This window comes from Runella zeae DSM 19591 (assembly GCF_000423565.1).
Lineage (GTDB): Bacteria > Bacteroidota > Bacteroidia > Cytophagales > Spirosomataceae > Runella > Runella zeae.
Map to the genome: position 1 here is coordinate 26,990 of NZ_KE384036.1, position 18,495 is coordinate 45,484.

General features: G+C 42.2%; 16 protein-coding genes. 9 read left to right on the forward strand and 7 right to left on the reverse strand.

Features of this window, described 5'->3' with window-relative positions; translation table 11 throughout:
- Window positions 1-94 precede the first annotated feature (94 nt).
- Together G563_RS0118525 and G563_RS0118530 are read left to right on the forward strand one after the other, a co-directional pair.
- Window positions 95-688 carry a hypothetical protein gene (locus tag G563_RS0118525; RefSeq protein ID WP_157585465.1) on the forward strand — a complete coding sequence of 198 codons (594 nt, stop codon included), beginning with the start codon at window positions 95-97 and terminating at the stop codon, window positions 686-688.
- 145 nt (window positions 689-833) lie between these two features.
- Window positions 834-2,483, forward strand: a complete 1,650-nt coding sequence (locus G563_RS0118530; protein ID WP_028666607.1) for a CARDB domain-containing protein — start codon at window positions 834-836, stop codon at window positions 2,481-2,483.
- Here the strand turns inward: G563_RS0118530 and G563_RS0118535 are convergent.
- From G563_RS0118535 to G563_RS0118550, 4 genes are all read right to left on the reverse strand, one after another.
- Entirely contained in the window at window positions 2,470-3,405 is a 936-nt protein-coding gene (locus tag G563_RS0118535; protein ID WP_028666608.1) for a ribonuclease Z, read from the reverse strand. The genes G563_RS0118530 and G563_RS0118535 overlap by 14 nt on opposite strands.
- Window positions 3,406-3,834: an STAS domain-containing protein gene (locus tag G563_RS38700; protein WP_028666609.1), complete on the reverse strand. Its 429-nt coding sequence runs from the start codon at window positions 3,832-3,834 to the stop codon at window positions 3,406-3,408.
- 76 nt (window positions 3,835-3,910) lie between these two features.
- Window positions 3,911-4,852: a phosphoribosylaminoimidazolesuccinocarboxamide synthase gene (locus G563_RS0118545; protein WP_028666610.1), complete on the reverse strand. Its 942-nt coding sequence runs from the start codon at window positions 4,850-4,852 to the stop codon at window positions 3,911-3,913.
- Between the two features lie 39 nt (window positions 4,853-4,891).
- On the reverse strand, window positions 4,892-5,575 hold the full coding sequence (locus tag G563_RS0118550; protein WP_028666611.1) for a tetratricopeptide repeat protein: 684 nt from the start codon (window positions 5,573-5,575) through the stop codon (window positions 4,892-4,894).
- A gap of 208 nt (window positions 5,576-5,783) precedes the next feature.
- Here G563_RS0118550 and G563_RS0118555 point away from each other — a divergent pair, with 208 nt between their 5' ends.
- From G563_RS0118555 to G563_RS0118565, 3 genes are all read left to right on the forward strand, one after another.
- Entirely contained in the window at window positions 5,784-7,904 is a 2,121-nt protein-coding gene (locus G563_RS0118555) for a tetratricopeptide repeat protein (protein WP_028666612.1), read from the forward strand.
- 192 nt (window positions 7,905-8,096) lie between these two features.
- Complete coding sequence (mqo, locus tag G563_RS0118560) at window positions 8,097-9,602, forward strand: malate dehydrogenase (quinone) (protein WP_028666613.1); 1,506 nt, start codon at window positions 8,097-8,099, stop codon at window positions 9,600-9,602.
- Between the two features lie 33 nt (window positions 9,603-9,635).
- Window positions 9,636-12,038 (forward strand): TonB-dependent receptor, encoded by a 2,403-nt coding sequence (locus tag G563_RS0118565; protein ID WP_028666614.1) that lies wholly within the window; start codon window positions 9,636-9,638, stop codon window positions 12,036-12,038.
- 1 nt (window position 12,039) lies between these two features.
- Here G563_RS0118565 and G563_RS0118570 read toward each other — a convergent pair whose 3' ends face one another.
- Complete coding sequence (locus G563_RS0118570) at window positions 12,040-12,885, reverse strand: MBL fold metallo-hydrolase (RefSeq protein WP_028666615.1); 846 nt, start codon at window positions 12,883-12,885, stop codon at window positions 12,040-12,042.
- A gap of 158 nt (window positions 12,886-13,043) precedes the next feature.
- On the opposite strand from G563_RS0118570, the gene G563_RS0118575 reads away from it, so the two are divergent.
- The 4 genes from G563_RS0118575 to G563_RS0118590 all read left to right on the forward strand — a co-directional run bounded on the left by G563_RS0118575 (window position 13,044) and on the right by G563_RS0118590 (window position 15,431).
- Window positions 13,044-13,601 carry a pyridoxamine 5'-phosphate oxidase family protein gene (locus G563_RS0118575; RefSeq protein ID WP_028666616.1) on the forward strand — a complete coding sequence of 186 codons (558 nt, stop codon included), beginning with the start codon at window positions 13,044-13,046 and terminating at the stop codon, window positions 13,599-13,601.
- A gap of 273 nt (window positions 13,602-13,874) precedes the next feature.
- Window positions 13,875-14,351: a GNAT family N-acetyltransferase gene (locus G563_RS0118580; protein ID WP_037327508.1), complete on the forward strand. Its 477-nt coding sequence runs from the start codon at window positions 13,875-13,877 to the stop codon at window positions 14,349-14,351.
- 86 nt (window positions 14,352-14,437) lie between these two features.
- Window positions 14,438-14,980, forward strand: a complete 543-nt coding sequence (locus G563_RS0118585) for a P-loop NTPase family protein (protein ID WP_028666618.1) — start codon at window positions 14,438-14,440, stop codon at window positions 14,978-14,980.
- A gap of 13 nt (window positions 14,981-14,993) precedes the next feature.
- Window positions 14,994-15,431, forward strand: coding sequence for an NUDIX domain-containing protein (locus G563_RS0118590; protein ID WP_028666619.1), 438 nt, complete (start codon window positions 14,994-14,996; stop codon window positions 15,429-15,431).
- Between the two features lie 36 nt (window positions 15,432-15,467).
- On the opposite strand, the gene G563_RS0118595 is transcribed toward G563_RS0118590, so the two are convergent.
- Window positions 15,468-17,132, reverse strand: coding sequence for an ArnT family glycosyltransferase (locus G563_RS0118595; RefSeq protein WP_028666620.1), 1,665 nt, complete (start codon window positions 17,130-17,132; stop codon window positions 15,468-15,470).
- Between the two features lie 72 nt (window positions 17,133-17,204).
- On the reverse strand, window positions 17,205-18,383 hold the full coding sequence (locus G563_RS0118600; RefSeq protein WP_028666621.1) for an acyl-CoA dehydrogenase family protein: 1,179 nt from the start codon (window positions 18,381-18,383) through the stop codon (window positions 17,205-17,207).
- Window positions 18,384-18,495: the final 112 nt, after the last annotated feature.

Here is an 18,495-nt window from a genome sequence, read left to right on the forward strand (position 1 = left end):
GGCCTTGGCTGCCTCTTTTTTTGATATCCACTTTTTCCAAAAAAATCAACAATCATTTTTGGAGATTATACGTTTAGTTAAAAAACAGCACATCATGCCTAAACGATACTTGCCTTTTATCTTTCTATTCTTCTTATCCTTCTCTTGTATAGCCCAGCAAATATTGAGCGATAAGGAGCTATTTTTACGACAAAATCCTCAATACCAAACCATGCTCAATGGCGACGGTCGCTACTTAGCATTAGATGTTTATCGTTGGGGTGGAATTACTCGCCATCGTTATTTTGTGGGCGACCAGCTACAATTCAAGCTCAAAGGAAAGCCCAAACGTTTTAACGAGACTATTGTCGCCATATCAGATAGTTCATTCACCATTGCGCGCTTCAACGATATTATCAACGAAAATGAATATACCGAAATTAAATTTCCAGAAGTACGCAAAATTAGGGTGTATCGCCGCATCCCGTGGGTAACCCAAGGCGCGTATATGCTCCCCGTAGCAGGAGGACTTTTTTTGCTGAGTGATACCTTTATTTACAAAGGTGGAATGGAGTTTGCAGTACAGTTTGACCCTAAATCAGCCTTAATTGGCGGCGGAATCGCTTCTTTGGGGCTTCTATGCAAACGACTTAGTTTTCCTACTTATCATCTCAAACGTCATAGGTTACATACGTTGCGCGTAAAATAAATACAAACAATATTATTTAAACTGATAGTCAGGCATTTAAAAACATCACCACCTACACTATTATAGATTATATTTCGATTTATTGGCTTGTTTTTCTGAGTAAAAGTACTTATATTTAATAAGTTTTTCCAAAAACCAAGCTGTTATGAAAACACTTTACCCTTCCTTCGTAGTAGCCTCACTCTCAATAGTATTCATTTCTGGATGCATTACTTTACAAGAAAAACTGGGGCCTTCTCTTTCTATAAGTGGAAACACCGATTATGGTGAAATCTGGCAAGGTGATACTGTCACTAAAACATTGGTAATTAAAAATAGAGGCGACGCCACCGCCACGGGTATTAATCTTCAAATTCCGATGGGATATGTATCTACTACAGGCACTACTCTGAGCGATTTAGCTGCCAAAGATTCTGTCACGTTTCAAGTCTCATTTATTCCTCCTGCTTCTGGAACTTACAACAATGACTTGGTTGTCAAATACAACAATAACACAGATCTGGCCACTCGTGCGCTTACAGGAAAAGCCTGGGGGAAAATATGGGATAAAGTATTTGGAGGCAATAATTCGGACGGAGTCATTACTATCATTCCCTCAGTGGATGGTGGGTATTTAATCGGTGGATATAGTTATTCGGGTATCTCTGGTGACAAGACCCAAACCGCGAAGGGAGAATCAGATTATTGGGTGGTTAAAATCAACGCCAACGGTGACAAAGAGTGGGATAAAACCTACGGAGGTGACCAACATGACATCCTAACAAGTATAATTGCTACCTCTGATGGGGGATTTATTTTGGGTGGATATAGCCATTCAAGTGCCTCGACCGACAAGTCAGAAAACTCCAAAGGTGATAATGGAAGTTCTGATTACTGGATTGTCAAAATCAATAGCAACGGCGATAAACAATGGGATAAGGTACTTGGCGGGTATAGTTTTGATAATTTGAGAAGCATAATACCTACCTCCGATGGTGGATACCTATTAGGAGGTGATAGTAGCTCTGGAATAGGAGCTGACAAGACTGAAGCCTCCAAAGGTTCTACGGACTTTTGGGTACTAAAAATTAATGCCAATGGTATCAAAGTATGGGATAAGACCTACGGAGGTGACCGCCCCGACCAAATTTATAGAATGATAACTACTGCCGATGGGGGATTTTTGCTGACAGGCACTTCCGCTTCGGGAGTTGGGGGAGACAAAACCCAGCCTTCAATAGGTGAAGAAGATATCTGGATTGTCAAAATTAATGCCAGCGGCAATAAACAATGGGACAAAGTATTTGGTGGAAATAAAAGCGAATATATTTCTAGTATTATTTCTTCCTCCGACGGCAACTATATCTTGGGTGCCACTAGTAGCTCTTCTAACTCCCGTGACAAAACTCAACCCTCAAGAGGAGAAAACGATTTTTGGACTCTAAAAATAACTCCTAATGGTGATAAAATATGGGATAAAACATGGGGTGGAAATAGCTTCGAAAATTTGACCAGCGTGGCTCCTATCGGCAATGAAGATTGGTTTGTGGCAGGTTCTAGCAATTCTACTTTATCAGGTGATAGAACACGCCTTGCCAGGGCTAATCCCGACTTTTGGATCCTAAAAATAACCGCTAACGGAGAGAAAAAATGGGATAAAGCTTTTGGAGGAGGCAGCAATGAATCTCTCAATGCCATCGCCACTACTGCTGATAATGGCTTTTTATTGGCAGGAACAAGCAACTCAAACCTTGGAAACGACAAAAGTCAATCTTCAAGAGGCTCAGTGGACTTTTGGGTCATTAAAATAAAATAGAAGAGAAAGGTGCCACCGCAAATGTTTTACCTTCTTCGGCAATCTCAGTTGCCGGAAAGATACTTTGTGCTTCTTGCAAAAAACCACTAAACTCTTTATACCTAGACGAAAAATGGCCTAATAACAGCCGCCCCACTTCTGCTTTAGACGCGGTGCGAGCGGCATCTTTGGCCGTAGCATGATAGCGCTCATAGGCTTGCTGCGCCAAATCTTCCATGAAAGTAGCTTCGTGATAAAGTAAATCTACTCCTTTGATATATTCAGAAAGTTGCTCGTAAAACCGTGTATCGGAGCAGTAGGCATAACTACGTGGCGCGGGTGCGGGTAGGGTATATTCTTCAAAATTGTAGAGTATCGTCCCAGATTCGTCATAAACATGTTCCGCATTTTTAAGCTTTTTCAAGCACTCATACGACATCTGGTCTGAAATTTTTTCTTTGATAAGCTTACGTTTATGGGGCTTTTCACGAAAAAGATAGCCTGCACACGGCACACGGTGTTGCAACGGAATCGTATGTACCGTAAAACAAGGATGGTCAAAAACTTGAGTATGTTGGGTAGTGTCTACTACCGTAAAATGTATAGTAAAATGAAGCGGTGTCTGTGAATACTTAAATTGAAGGAGTAATATCTCATCAAGACCGCGTGGGCCAAAAAGATGGAGGTCGTCGGTACGACCTCCCAAATTGAGACTTGACAGTAAGGCAATAAGCCCAAAATAATGATCTCCGTGCAAATGAGAGATAAAAATCGCTCTAAGGCGACTAGGGCGAATTTTGTACTCTAAGAGCCTTATTTGCGTACCTTCTCCGCAGTCAATCAGAAAATTTTCGTTTTCGTAAGAAATCAACTGCGCAGAAGGATGCCGCCCTATGGTAGGGGTAGCCGAACCTGCCCCCAAAATTGTGACTGTAAATTGCATTTAAGGTTTTTCGCTCTGAGTGTAGCCGTCTTCGTCCATGTCATCGTCGTTGAAGTCATCACTGTCAGCGCCAAATTCATTTTCCAAATCGTTCATAAAAACGGCATCAATGCCTTCTTCGACAGTAGGTAGAATGGTGACATCACGGATTTTACCATCGATAAGCTGATCTACAAAATCATCATCGTCCGACACCAAAACCAAAACACCTAATTCTCTCGAACACAGCATGTTGATTTTCTTTAAAACACTAATCCCAGCACTGTCAATGCTTTTGGCCGTACTAAAATCAATGATAAGATTGTGAAAGCCTTCACGAAATAACGTTCGTGATACTGCCTCTAAATCAGCAGCAAAAGTATCTTCAAACTTGTTTTCTTGAACGTTGATGAGAGCGTATTGCTCGTGTTTTTGAATGGTATAGTTCATTAGATGTTGGTGGTTAAGAATTAAACGCTAAGTGTCAAGGGCATTTAGCAGGTAGCGATTAATGAATAACGTATTCTCAACGCGAAAATAGCGAACCCTTGATATTTTCTTCTATTCTTTGCAAAATATCTTCGGTAGAAGCTTTTACGAAAGACTGACCTGTTACCTTTTCAAAAAGCTCTATATAACGCGCCGAAATCTGCAAAACCCATTCGTCTGACATTTCAGGAACTTGCTGTCCTTCTTTACCTTGAAAACCATTTGCAATCAACCATTCTCTCACAAACTCTTTCGACAATTGTTTTTGTGGTAAGCCTTTTTGTTGATTTTCTTGGTATACATCCGCATAAAAATACCGTGAAGAATCAGGTGTATGCACTTCATCGATTAAGTAAATTTTACCTTCGGCATGGCCAAACTCGTATTTGGTATCTACCAAAATAAGCCCTTGCTGTGCTGCCATTTGGGTTCCTCTCTCAAATAGTGCCAAGGCGTATTTTTCTAATTGTACATATTCTGCTTCCGACACTATACCTCTCTCCAAGATTTGCTCTCTCGAAATATCTTCGTCGTGCCCTTCGTGTGCCTTAGTAGTAGGTGTAATAATAGGCGTAGGAAGACGGTCATTTTCTTTTAATCCTTCGGGTAGGGTCACGCCACATACACTACGCTTACCAGCCTTATACTCACGAGCCGAATGTCCCGCCAAGTACCCTCTCACTACCATTTCCACCGGATAAGTTTCGCATTTGTGACCCACACTGACGTTAGGGTCTGGCACATCAATCAACCAATTGGGGACAATATCGGCCGTAGCTCTCAAAAAATGAGCCGCAATCTGATTTAGCACTTGCCCTTTGAAAGGAATCGCTCGTGGCAAAATCACGTCGAAGGCCGAAATACGGTCGCTGGCAATCATCACCACACGGTCGTCAAAACTATATACATCACGAACTTTGCCACGATAAAAGCCCGTCTGATTAGGAAACTGAAAATTGGTTTGAGTAAGCGCTTGCATTGGGGGTTTTAGATTAAAGTGATGGTACAAAGGGCGGTTTTACCATTTTCCTTTGCTATCATCATTGGGAATGTTTGAACGATGTTTCTGTTGTTGTAAATATTGAATTTCGGAGGCTTTTAGTGCGTCTAATATCATCATAGCCTGTACTTCCGTCATTTTGATATTTTGGAGGCGATTCAGAATATCTTTTTTCTGCTCTGTCTTTATCGCTTCCTGTGCTACTTGAGGACTCTCCGTTTTGGTAGGTTTTGTTTCCTTGGTGGTTTCGTTTCGAGTGGTGTTTGGAGAAGATTTAGATTCGGGAACAATCCCGCTGTATTTCTTTTTCAAAAACTCATAATTAAATCTTGATTTCTGATTATCAGGATTTTCCTTGAGACTTTCTTTTAAATAATTGAGTCCCGCAAGGGTATCTTTCTCTAAAACCGCAATTATTCCAAGTTGATTCAGGGCTTTGGAGGCCAAAAAAGGGTCTTTTAGTCGAGCAAGTTTATTATAATAGCGTCGCGCACTTTTTAGTTGTTTCAATTGAAAGTAGGAATGCGCCAAATTCAACCGCGCTTCGGGTTCGGCAAAGAGTGAGGCCGAAGTCACATCACGATAGGCTTCCGTAGCTTTTTTATAGTCTTGGTTTGTATATGCTTCTTGGGCTTCCATTTTGGCTCGATTACTGCGCGAAATTGTATCAAAGGAACGATTATCCCAAATCCACAAAAGCAAAGAAATTAGTAATGACGGAACCACAGTATAAAATCAATTAGGTAGGTATTTCTCCTATTATTTGTAGGGCATAACGCTCGCAACGCGCCTCTGAGTGTACTCCTAAAGTAACTAAGCTGCAAAGATAGCGTTTTTTAAATCTTGGCACAGTTTTGGAGATATTGGGCATATCACCTTACATTTGACTTGTTTTCCAATGTCTGTGGTTATGTCAAAATCCAAAAAGGGGAACCCTCAACCCGCCAAACCAACTCAAAAGCAACAAGTTATACCTGTTGAACCTAGTATTCTATCTACCCAAAGCTTTGTGGCAGAAGCTACATCAAAGCCTCCGATTGCCAAGGTAAACAATGCGCTATTTCGTAAAATTTTTTGGGGTTTAGCTTTGGTGCTCCTCATCGGAATGCCCATTTTGAGTACTCAGTACAGTATCACCGCCGATGAATGGGGTAACAAAGCCTACGGCGAACTTTGCTTGGATTATTTCACAAGTCTTGGGCAGAAAAAAGACGCCCTCACTTATGCTCCGCGTGGTGGTGAAGTGATGTATTGCTATGGGCCTACCTTAGATCTTATATCAGCGGCGATTTATCGCACTACTGGTGCCGATCCTTATACCGTCAGGCATTTATTGCTTTCTCTGATGGGTGTACTCATTATGGTAGGATGCGGCCTTATTGCTCGTCTTCTTGGCGGCAATTGGCGGGTCGCTGTCATTGCCTTGGTGTTTACGTTGTTTTCGCCTCGTATTTTTGGGGATTCAATGAACAACCCCAAAGACATTACGTTTGCCGCAGGTTATATTGTAACGATATGCTTTTTGATTAAATTTTTGCAAGAACTCCCCCGCCCTTCTTGGCGCACTAGCTTGTTTCTGATTGCGGGTATCGGGATTGGTTTAGGAAGCCGTGCACCGGGATTGGCATTGGTAGGATATGTACCTTTTTTTGTGGTTTTCGAAATCTTATTCCGTAAAGGTCTGCGCAAAACCATCTTCTCCGAAAGCACTTTGATCAAAGATGTGGCCCTAAAAACCACCGCCGCTACCTTGGGAGGATATATCTTAGGTATTCTTTTCTGGCCTTTTGCGCTAGCCAATCCTTTCAAAAACCCGCTCGTAGCTTTACAGACTCTCACCAACTTCCCGATTAGCATCAAAACTCTCTTTGAAGGCTCCAAAATATATTCTACGGCTTTGCCTTGGTACTATGTTCCAAAATATATGATGGTTTCGACTCCATTATATTTTTTGGCGGGTTTGCTGATTTTTGTCCTTATTTTCCCGTTTATAAAGAAATATTTCAATCAGCGTTATCTCTTCATTGTGTTGTTTGTGGGGATGTTTCCGCTTATTTACGGAATCTCAAAAAACTCAGCTTTCTATAATGGTTGGCGCCATACTACCTTTATCTATCCTCCATTGGTGGCGCTTGCAGCAGTAGGATTTGAATATTTGCTCCAACGTTTTTCAAATACTGGACAAAAAATCTTGGCGGGGATTCTGGCGATATTGGTGGCATTGCCCTTGTGGTTTATGGTCAAAAATCACCCTTATCAATACACTTATTATAACGAACTTACGGGCGGTGTCAAGGGCGCTTTTGGACAATACGAGACGGACTATTTTGGAACTAGTACCCGCGAAATAGCCGCTTGGATGAAAAAAAACATCCCCAATATCCAAACCGATAGCGTGGTTATTGCGAGTGATTATTATATTCCTCTCAAAGATTATTTTACGGATTATCCCAAACTCAAAATGGCTTATCGACGCTACTATCAGCGTTCTGAACATGATTGGGATTATGGGGTATTCTTGACAGGACACCTCACCCCGAGCCACTTCCGCAACTCCAATGTATTTCCACCGGCGGGTACGATTCATACCATTACGGTCAATGGTGCACCCATTGGAGTGGTAATCAAACGAATCTCGAAAGATGACTTTAAGGGAATTCAACTTATCAAAGAAGGCAAAATAGCGGAATCGATACCTTATCTCGAAAGAGCCCAACAAGCCGACCCTAACAATGAGGTTATTAAGCTTTATTTGGCCAATGCGTATAACAACGTAGGCCGCCTCAATGAAGCCTTACAGACTACCCAAAAAGCCCTTGAGATTTTTCCTGAGTACTTAGGGGCAATGACTACCATGGCGATTACGTATATCAATCTCAACCAAAACGATAACGCGATTTTTATGCTCACGGAGGTGCTTAACCAAGACCCTTCAAATCGTGATGCTGCCCAATATTTGGCTTTGGCTTACGAACGCAAAGGTGACCTCAATACTGCCAATCGCATCAGGAGCCAGTTGCAGCCGCAATAAGAAAGCTTTCGTAATAACACCAGTCAGCTAATCGCGTCCTACGAGGTCGCGATTTTGCTTATTTATAAGCGGATAGTTGCAATGAATGACCAACCACACTTAAAATAAATCATTGACAATCTTTTGATTAAGCCCTATTTTTAACCCATCAAACTAAACAACTTCTCAATCTCTAAAATCCATTATTAGCGTATGTCATCTCGTTCTCAGGTCGATTGCGATGTAGTACTCATCGGTGCAGGCATTATGAGTGCTACTTTAGCTGTTTTTTTGAAAGAACTTCAGCCCGATTTAAAAATTGAAATTTTTGAAAGATTAGACCACGTAGCTGGCGAAAGCTCATACGCTTGGAACAACGCAGGCACGGGCCACTCGGCCCTCTGTGAGCTCAATTATACGCCCCAAAAAGAAGACGGAACCATTGATATATCCAAAGCCCTCAAAATCATAGAGTCGTTTGAGATTTCTAAGCAATTTTGGGCCTATTTGGTAGGACACGGTTATTTTAGTAGTCCAAAATCTTTTATCAATAGTATTCCTCATATGAGTTTTGTCGAAGGCGAGGAAGATGTTTCTTTTTTACGAAAAAGATTTGAAGCACTGCAAAGTTCACACCTTTTTGCGGGTATGCAATTTGCCGACGACTATGAAACCCTAAGCAAGTGGATTCCACTCATGGTGAATAAACGTGACTCTGACCAAAAGATAGCTGCTACTCGCATAGACATCGGTACCGATGTTGATTTTGGAGAACTCACTCGCAGCCTTTTCAATCACCTCAAAGAAAGTCATGAGGTAGCAGTATCGCTAAGTCACGAAGTGATTGCAATGCAACGAGACGAATATGAACATTGGCTGCTAAGAATTGAGGACAAAACCACCGAAAACCACGAATGGATTCGGACCAAATTTGTTTTCATCGGGGCAGGTGGAGGCTCACTTCCATTGCTCGAAAAATCAGATATTGAAGAAGGAGAAGGTTTTGGAGGATTTCCGGTCAGTGGACAATGGCTCGTGTGCCAAAACGAAACTTTGATTGAAGCGCACCACGCCAAAGTATACGGGAAAGCCAAAGTGGGTACTCCTCCTATGTCAGTGCCTCACCTAGACACGCGCATCATCAATGGCAAGAAGCAATTACTTTTTGGTCCTTTTGCGGGCTTTTCTACCAAATTTCTCAAAGAAGGCTCTTTTCTTGACTTGGCCTTTTCTATCACCGCCGACAATCTGCTTCCTATGTTGAGCGCAGGGATTCACAACTTACCTCTTACCAAGTACCTTATTGAGCAAGTGATGATGAGTTTTGAGGACAAAATGGAAGCTTTACGTGAGTTTATGCCTGCTGCCAAGGCCGAAGACTGGGAGTTGGCTATTGCGGGGCAACGAGTCCAAGTCATCAAAAAAGACGAAAAGGAAGGAGGGGTTTTAGAATTTGGGACAGAACTAGTCGCAGCAGCCGACGGAAGCGTTGCGGCATTGCTAGGAGCCTCCCCCGGTGCTTCTACCTCAGTTTCGATTATGCTTGATTTGCTAAACAAATGCTTCAAAACAGAAATGCAATCAGAAGCATGGCAAAACAAGCTCCAAGAGATGATTCCGTCTTATGGCAAAAAACTCTCCAACGATCCTATACTTACCCAGCAAGTCAGACGCTGGAGCCATGAGGTATTGGAGCTTGACGCCGTTCCTAATACCTAGTACCGATTCTATTTTTCTTAACTAACAGCCAATATGAAGCATTTCAGTCTTTTTGTAGTTATTATTTTATTGTTGTCTATTTCGTCGGTATTCGCCCAAAAACTCAGCATTCGTCTTACTGATTCCAACAAAGAACCGGTGATTGGGGCTACGGTTCGTTTAACAGAACAAACCGACTCTACCAAAAAACTCTTTGGAGTAGCCGATGTAGAGGGCAATGTCGTTTTTGTACTTAAATCTCCCAACACAAGTTATCGACTAGAAGCTACTTCGGTGGGCTTTGCTCCTTTCAAAACTACCATCAACCCCTCCTCCCAAAGTGAATGGACGTTTGTGATGCAAGTAGATAAAAAAACGCTCAACGAAGTAGTAGTCACCGCTCCAAAGCCGCTCATGCTCCAAGAAGATGATAAAACCATCGTAGACCCTGAGCCTATCGCCAGCGTAAGTACCAATGCCATGGAAATCATGGAAAAAATTCCTGGTCTCTTCATTGACCCCGACGGCAATATCTACATCAGTAGTACTACCCCTGCCACGGTGCATATCAATGGTAGAGAACAAAAAATGAGCGCCGCCGACATTGCTTCTTTACTCAAGAATCTCCCTCCCAACAGCATCGCCAAAATTGAAATCTTAAGAACTCCCTCTGCCAAATTTGACGCTAGTGGTAGTGGAGGCGTGGTCAATGTGGTACTCAAAAAAGGCGTAAAACTCGGCATCACGGGGAGCCTTAGCGCTGGTATGAATCAAGGAAGGTACGGAAATCAATTTGTAGGAGGAACTATCAATCACAATGACGGCAACCGTAGCTCGTATTTGACCCTAAATTATAACAAACGCAATAGCTATGACCAGCTCACTACAGATCGTCCTTTTACCGCCGATTCGCTCCTAAGCCAGCGGTCATTCACGACGACCCCTAGCCAAGTGTTTTACAGTGGTTTTGGAATGGGTTTTACTCCCAACAAAAAATGGGAAATCAATTTTGACGACCGCCTCTCTTTTAATAAGTTTCAATCTCTGGCCGACAATCTCAATCAAATAAGCAGCCTAAGCGAGGGGCTTGTTATTACCCAAAATACCAATACCCTTCAAAACAACACCCGCGCCTTTTCGTTCAATCAAGACATTTCGACCAAATACAAAATAGACTCCTTAGGTTCGGAGTTTACGATAGATGCCTCCTACAATTTCTCCCAAAGCAATGGTACACAGCAGTTTAGTACCATCTTCACCCAACCTATTCGACCAGTGATTGGTGGAGATGGCTCCATTGACAACAAAAGGCACTTTTTCAATGCTCGTACGGATTTTCGATACCAATTTCCCCATAAAATCTTGTTGGAAACAGGCCTCAAAACTACTCTTCAGCACTTCAATAACCAGACACAGTATTTTAGCGAGGTAGGAGGTATAAGACGCCCTGATAATTTCCGCACCCGGACTTTTGAATACGACGAAAACATCAACTCTGCTTATCTACAAGGCTCCAAAACTATCAACGCCTTTGTCATTAAAATGGGGGTTCGTTTAGAAAATACCCGCATGGATGGGCACCAACTCAGCCCAAGCGACACCTCTTTTAGACTTCGTCGTACGGATCTTTTTCCTTATGTATTTTTGAGCCGACGCTTATCCAAAATCGCCGGCTACGAGCTTCGCGGCTATTTGGTTTATCGGCGCTCTATCACACGTCCCGTTTATGAATACCTCAATCCTTTTCCGCGATACATAGACCAATACCTCTACGAATCTGGAAACCCTTCGCTTAGACCTCAATTTACCGAAAATATCGAGGCCAATATCAGCGTCCAAGAACGTCCTATTTTTGCGATTGGGCGCAATTATACCCGCGACATTTTTACGAATGTAGTCTACCAAGATGCCCAGAATCCAAGCCTAGCTTACCGTACTTATGACAACTTAGGCAAAAATCAAGAAACCTATTTTAGACTTATGGGGGCTATTCCTCCGGGTGGTAAATACTTTTTTGTGGTAGGAACCCAATATAACCACAACAAATACGACGGGTTTTATGAAGGACGTCCGTTGACTTTTCAGCGGGGTTCGTGGTCATTTTTTACTTTCCATTCGCTCAAAATAGACAATCTAACTACCCTGACTCTCAACGGTTTTGTTAGACTAAAAGGGCAACTTCAATTTTATGAATTAAGTAATTTTGGTGCTTTAAACATCAACCTTAACCGTAAGTTTTTTGACCGTAAGCTCACCGTAGCCCTCTCGGCCAATGACGTTTTCTTTACTTCAAACAATCAGTTCAGCATTCAGCAAGGAAGTATTACGGCCTATGGCAAACGCCAAAGTGATACCCGTCGGTTTGGGATTAATGTTTTGTACAATTTTGGTATTCGTAAAAAAGAAGAAAAAAACAATATGATGAATTTTGAAACGCTCGAAAAAAGCGTCAATTAATTTATCGAATCCAAACCCCTTGGCCTATTTCCAGAATTTGGTGAGGGGTTTGGTACAAATCAGCATATTTCTCAAACTCTTGCGGTTCTTCGGTATTAAAACTAAACATGTGGTAATGATGCGGAATCACCAATTTAGCCCTAATTTCTTTACCTAGACGAGCCGCTTCTTCGGCGTTCAGGTTGCCCGCTACTTTACGTTCTGGCTTGTTGCCATTGATGGGCAAAAAAGCCACATCCACCTCAAAAGGCTTCAATATTTCGACCATACCATCGTACCAAAGGGTATCGCCCGAGTGGTATACCCGATAGCCTCCAAACTCCACCACAAATCCCATGTATTTACACCTCCCCAGATTGTCTCTTTCGAGGGCATTATGAGCGGCAGGTACGCCTATTATCTTAAAACCCTGTATTTCAATACCCTCACCGTCGTTGAGTCCCACTGGAAAATCCATCGCACACGCCAAACGCTCACAAACAAAAGCTCGATTGGCTTCGGGTATTATAAACTGTATGTTGGGATTTTGGGCAATGAGCGGTAGGAGCGTTTCGGCATCCAAGTGATCCGTATGATTGTGTGAAGAAGTCACTATATCTATCATCGTGAGTTTGGCGGGATTGATAGCACGCTCGCTCATACGCGTATGAGGCTTGTCGGTAGCTGCGTATTTGACTGTCAATGAGTCTGACAGGTAAGGATCAAAGAGTAAATGTTTTCCCCTAAACTGAACCAGAAAACCACTCTGCCCTAGCCACCATATCCCAAAGCCTTCCTCAACAGTGGAGTGAGAAAAAATATCTTGTAACAAGGTTTCGTCTTTTTGAAAAGCAGGAATCAGGCTCATACGTCAGAAAATAGATTAGTGATATAGCTTTAAAATACCTTTTTATTGGCAATTTACTTATACAATTGTGGCGGTTTTGGTCGAACTAACTTAGGAAGACAAACGTTGAAAATGAGTAAACCATATCGCCTTCTTCTTTATTATTAGATTCAATCATCATGGGAAAATTTCACTCTTCTATCGCGCCAGCTCATCAAGATTTTATTCAAAATCAGCATTTATTCTTTGTCAGTACCGCCCCTTTGAGTGGCGAAGGGCACGTCAATCTTTCACCCAAAGGACTTGATTGTTTCAGGGTTCTTAATAGCCATCAAGTGGCTTACATGGATTTGATTAGTAGCGGCAACGAGACCTCCGCTCATGTCCTCGAAAATGGCCGCATTACAATCATGTTTTGCTCATTTGACAAAACTCCGCTTATTCTTCGTCTTTATGGAAAGGGAAAAACAGTACTACCTCATTCGGAAGAGTGGCAAATGTATGCTCCCCATTTTACAATATACCCAAGCACACGCCAAATCATAGTGGCGGATATAGATCTTGTTCAAACTTCCTGCGGATTTGGGGTGCCGCTTTATGAATACGTGGGAGAAAGGAGCATTCATTTTGAGTGGGCCGAAAAGAAAGGAGAACAAGGACTACAAGAATATATTCAAGAAAAAAACCTCAAAAGTTTAGATGGGCTACCCACGGCTATTGGGCAAAACACTTTTTAATAATTCTAACGATTTAGTGGCTAAATTGCACTAATTATAACGATTAAGGACGACTCGCGACTTAGTACGATTAGATTTATAGGGGTTTCTTCCTTTTAGTGGAGGCATATTTCGGCAGGAATCTATATTTTTGTCTCTTTGAAATGGCTTCAATAAAATCTGTTTTTAGGATTTAAGACCTAACCAGAAAGCACGTCTTTTTTTGTTTGTAGGTTTTGGAAAAGATAGAAGTAGTATTCTCAAGCACTTTCATTAATAGATACGCCCCAACAAATGAATGTAGATTTAACAGAAAGCCTAAAAATCAGGCAATTGAGCGCCGAGGAGGAAATTCCTTATCACTTATTACTTCTTGCCGATCCTTCCCAAAAATTGATCGACGACTATCTACTCAGTGGTGAAGTATACGTAGCTTCGCTTGAGGAAGCTATCGTAGGGGCTTATGTACTCACTCCGCTCAACGACGATGAAATCGAAATTAAAAATATCGCCGTAGAAACCGAATACCAAAACAAAGGCTTAGGTAGCATTTTGCTTGATGATGCCACCCTTAAAGCCAAGGAGAAATCTTTTAAAATTTTAATTATTGGCACGGCAGATTCTAGTTTGGGTCAGCTGTACTTATACCAAAAACAGGGCTTTGAAATCTCAGGTATCAAAAAGGATTTTTTCATTGAAAACTACGAGGAGCCTATTTATGAAAATGGAGTACTGTGTCGTCACATGATTGTACTCACCAAGCACTTATAATTGTCTTCCCAGAAATAGGCTCACTTTTAGAGCGTTAGTACCTTCTCGTTTATTTTTCAAAAACAGCCAAGAAAGACAGAAATCATATGAAAATTCACATTTTTGGTGCCTCTGCAAGCGGAGTTACTACGCTTGGTAGGGCATTGGCTGCCGAATTAAACATTCCTTATTTCGATACAGACTCTTATTTTTGGGAACAAACAGCTCTTCCTTTCACGGTCAAAAGAGAGCCAACCCTGCGCAACACTCTACTTTCCAACAATTTAGCTCCTCATCCTAGTTGGATTTTAGGTGGGTCGATTGTAAGTTGGGGCCAGCAAGAATGGATGCAATTTGATTTAGTGGTGTTTTTATACATTCCTCATTCTATTCGGATGGCAAGATTGCATCATCGCGAGTTAGAACGCTACGGCAATCACATTTTTGAAGACCCTATTCGCCGTCAACTCTATCATGATTTTGTAACTTGGGCTTCGGGCTACGACGACAATTCTACCAAAGGGCGTACTTTGGCAGTTCATGAGGCTTGGCTTCAACAACAATCCTGCCCTATACTCGAACTCCGGGGAGATTTGTCGGTAGCTCAGCGTATTGAGTCTATCAAGCACAAACTTTCTTCTATTTCCTAAAAAACTTTTTTGTATGACCTCTCCTAAAATCTTACCAGCAGTAGCAGCGGCTATTTTCAATGCTCAAGGAGAAGTACTTCTTCAGCGCCGCAAAGATGTCAATCAATGGTGCATTATATCGGGACATGTCGAATACGGCGAAAGCATCCAAGAGGCGATCTTGCGCGAAATCTACGAAGAAGCCAACGTATCAGCCAAAATCGTCCGATTGATAGGCATCTACTCCTCGCCCGATTTTCAGACGTACCATTATCCTGAGCAGTCAGTTCAGTATGTTACGTCGTATTTTGAAGTAAAACTTCTTGAAGAAATTGGGCAAGACTTTTCTAAAAATGAAAGCTTTGAATTTAGGTTTTTTAACAAAAACGACCTTCCTCAAGAAATGGCTCTCATCAATCCTCATTGGCTAGAGGATGCCTTAGATACGGCAAATGAAGTATTTTTAAGATAGAACCTTGTGTTCTAAGGTTCTATCTTGATGCTACATTTATTGCAACCTAACCAAATACCGTGCTTGGGTTTCGGTAGCCCGAGTAGCGGGGTTTAAAAACGGAAGCGTCAAACCTGTGACGTGAAAGTTTTGGTAAGAATGCAACACCTCAGCTTGACTATCAATGGTTTTGAGCGATGCAAGCCCCTGCTCATCGGTATAGAGAAGTATCTCTTTGTCCTTCTTCGTTGTTTTTAATTCTTCTGCCGACTTTATCACAGGCGTGGTACGTTGGGTATAAAAATCTAACGCACTATGAAAAATATTGTAATTTGTAGAAGCCTCCAAATCATAGATATAAAAGGCATCTTTTTTGTCTTGATAATCTTTGGCTACTTTTTGCCCTACTACCGATCCAATCTGATAGGTCAAAAGCGTGGGATAAAAATGATAATTCATCACCAAGTTGGCCGCAATAGCCGTCAAAAACGGAGCAAATACAAGCTGCGAAAAACCCGGACGTCGGGTACTGTATAGCCTTACCACCAAAACCGACAACAGCACTACGATGGCAATCAGAACGATGTTTTCTAAAGGAAAAAACCAAGTACAGGCCGCCAAAATGACAATGCCCATTACGACCGAGGTGATAATCAAACCCACCCGCACCCATTTAAAGACTGTCGTAGAAGAGGGCATTTCGATGGTTTTGATGAGGAAAGAAGCCGTCAAAACCGCCGCCAATGGAAACACCACAAAGGTATAGTGTGGCAACTGATACTGCGCCGTAGACAAAGCCATAAAAGGCAATACAAAACCTCCCAACGAAATCGCTTCTTCTTGGGAAGTCAACAAAAACTTTTGTTTTACTACCTGCCTAATCGCAAAAACCAACGCTGGAATAAAAGCCAGTACCCAAGGTAAAAAACTCCAAAGGAAATTATGAGACTGAAAAAATAATCCTGCATCATTTACCCACTGATTTTCGCCCGTAATACGCCCAAAGCTCTGAGTCCAGAAAAAGAAAACAATCCCTTCGGTACCATACTGCCGTAGCAATCCAATACAATAGGGCAGCAAAACAAGCCCAATAACCGGAATTCCTAATATCCAACGGGGGTCGAAAAGTTGTTTCCATTGACGTTTTAAAACAAAATCTACAAAAAACGCAGAGCCTACTACAATGAGGCTGATGGGGCCTTTGGCTAGCATTCCTAAACCCGCAAACACAAATCCACCGACAAAATGTTTCCATTTTCGATGCCGTAGGTATTCGGCGATTAGCCAAATAGAAACCATGACGCTATTGGTAAGCAAAGTATCACATCGAACATCATGATTCATCAAAAAAAACGCTTGACAACTCCCCATCACCAACGCCGCCACATAAGCGGTTTGTTCTGAATAATAAAGTTTTGTAAAACGATACACGGCATACAAGCCCAAGATTGTCGACAAAATTGGGATGAAGCGATAGGCAAAATTGGAGATGCCAAATAATTTGAAAATAATAGCCGAAATCCAAAACAACAATGGAGGCTTATCGAGGTAATAATCCTGACCGCGCAATTGTACTTCTAAAAACTCCCCATTATCGGCCATTTCGCGCCCAATAGAAGCATATTGGGCCGCATCAATATCCATAATATCAATCCTAAACGCCCCGATTACATAGACTATGATTAAAGCTACAAAAGGTAAATATTTATTGTTCCAACGCATACAGGTGGGTTTATATGTAATGTATTTTATTTGTGGGGGCGACTCGCCCCCTGAAACTTTCTATTAGAGGTGTTACTTAAATGCTGGGATACCCGTAATCTCATGCCCAAGTATCAAAGCATGAATATCGTGCGTACCTTCATACGTAATCACCGATTCGAGATTCATCATATGCCGCATGATAGGATAATCGCCCGTGATGCCCATTCCTCCCAACATTTGTCGAGCCTCACGAGCTATATGAAGAGCCATGTCAACATTGTTTCGTTTGGCCATCGAAATCTGAGCAGTAGTAGCTTTTCCGGCATTTTTGAGGGTTCCTAGCCGCCAGGCCAACAATTGTGCCTTGGTAATTTCGGTCAACATTTCGGCTAGTTTTTGTTGTTGAATCTGAAACGCACCTATCGGTTTTCCGAACTGAATTCTTTCCAAAGCATAGTTGCGGGCGGTCTCATAGCAGTCAATCGCAGCCCCTATTGCTCCCCATGCGATGCCATAGCGGGCATTGTCGAGACAGCCAAGCGGCCCCCTAAGCCCCTCCACATTAGGCAAGATATTGGCCTTGGGTACTTTGACATTGTCAAAAACCAACTCTCCCGTCACACTCGCCCGTAGCGACCACTTATTATGGATTTCGGGTGCCGAAAACCCCTCCATTCCTTTCTCGACAATCAGTCCTTGTATACGCCCTTGTTCGTTTTTGGCCCATACTACCGCAATATCGGCCACGGGAGAATTTGTAATCCACATTTTGGAACCATTCAAAACCACATGGTCACTTTCATCCGTAAAATGCGTAAGCATACCTGCGGGATTAGATCCGTGGTTGGGTTCGGTTAGCCCAAAACACCCGATCCATTCGCCCGAAGCCAAACGTGGTAAGTACTTTTGGCGCTGCTCTTCGGAGCCATAAGCAAAAATAGGCCACATCACCAGCGAACTCTGCACCGATACCGTAGAGCGCATACCTGAGTCACAACGCTCAATTTCTTGGGTAATCAACCCATACGCAATATAATCCATCCCACCCCCACCGTACTCCACGGGTAAGGTAGGGCCAAAAGCGCCAATTTCGGCAAATTTTTGAATCAAATGGGCAGGAAAGGCGGCTCGTTGAGCATAGTCTTCGATGATGGGGCGTACATCCCGATTGATCATCTGTCGTACCGCATCCCGCACCAAGAGATGCTCTTCGGTCAGTAAGTCATCAATTTGATAAAAGTCAGTAGTTGTTGAAAAAGAAGTGCTCATGATTTTTGGAGAATGTATTTTAAAATAATCTCTCAGTCTGAATTGTCCCCAAAATTATCATAAAATCCACCCATTATCACAAAAATCAAGGAAAGCTGTAACCAAATAGTTG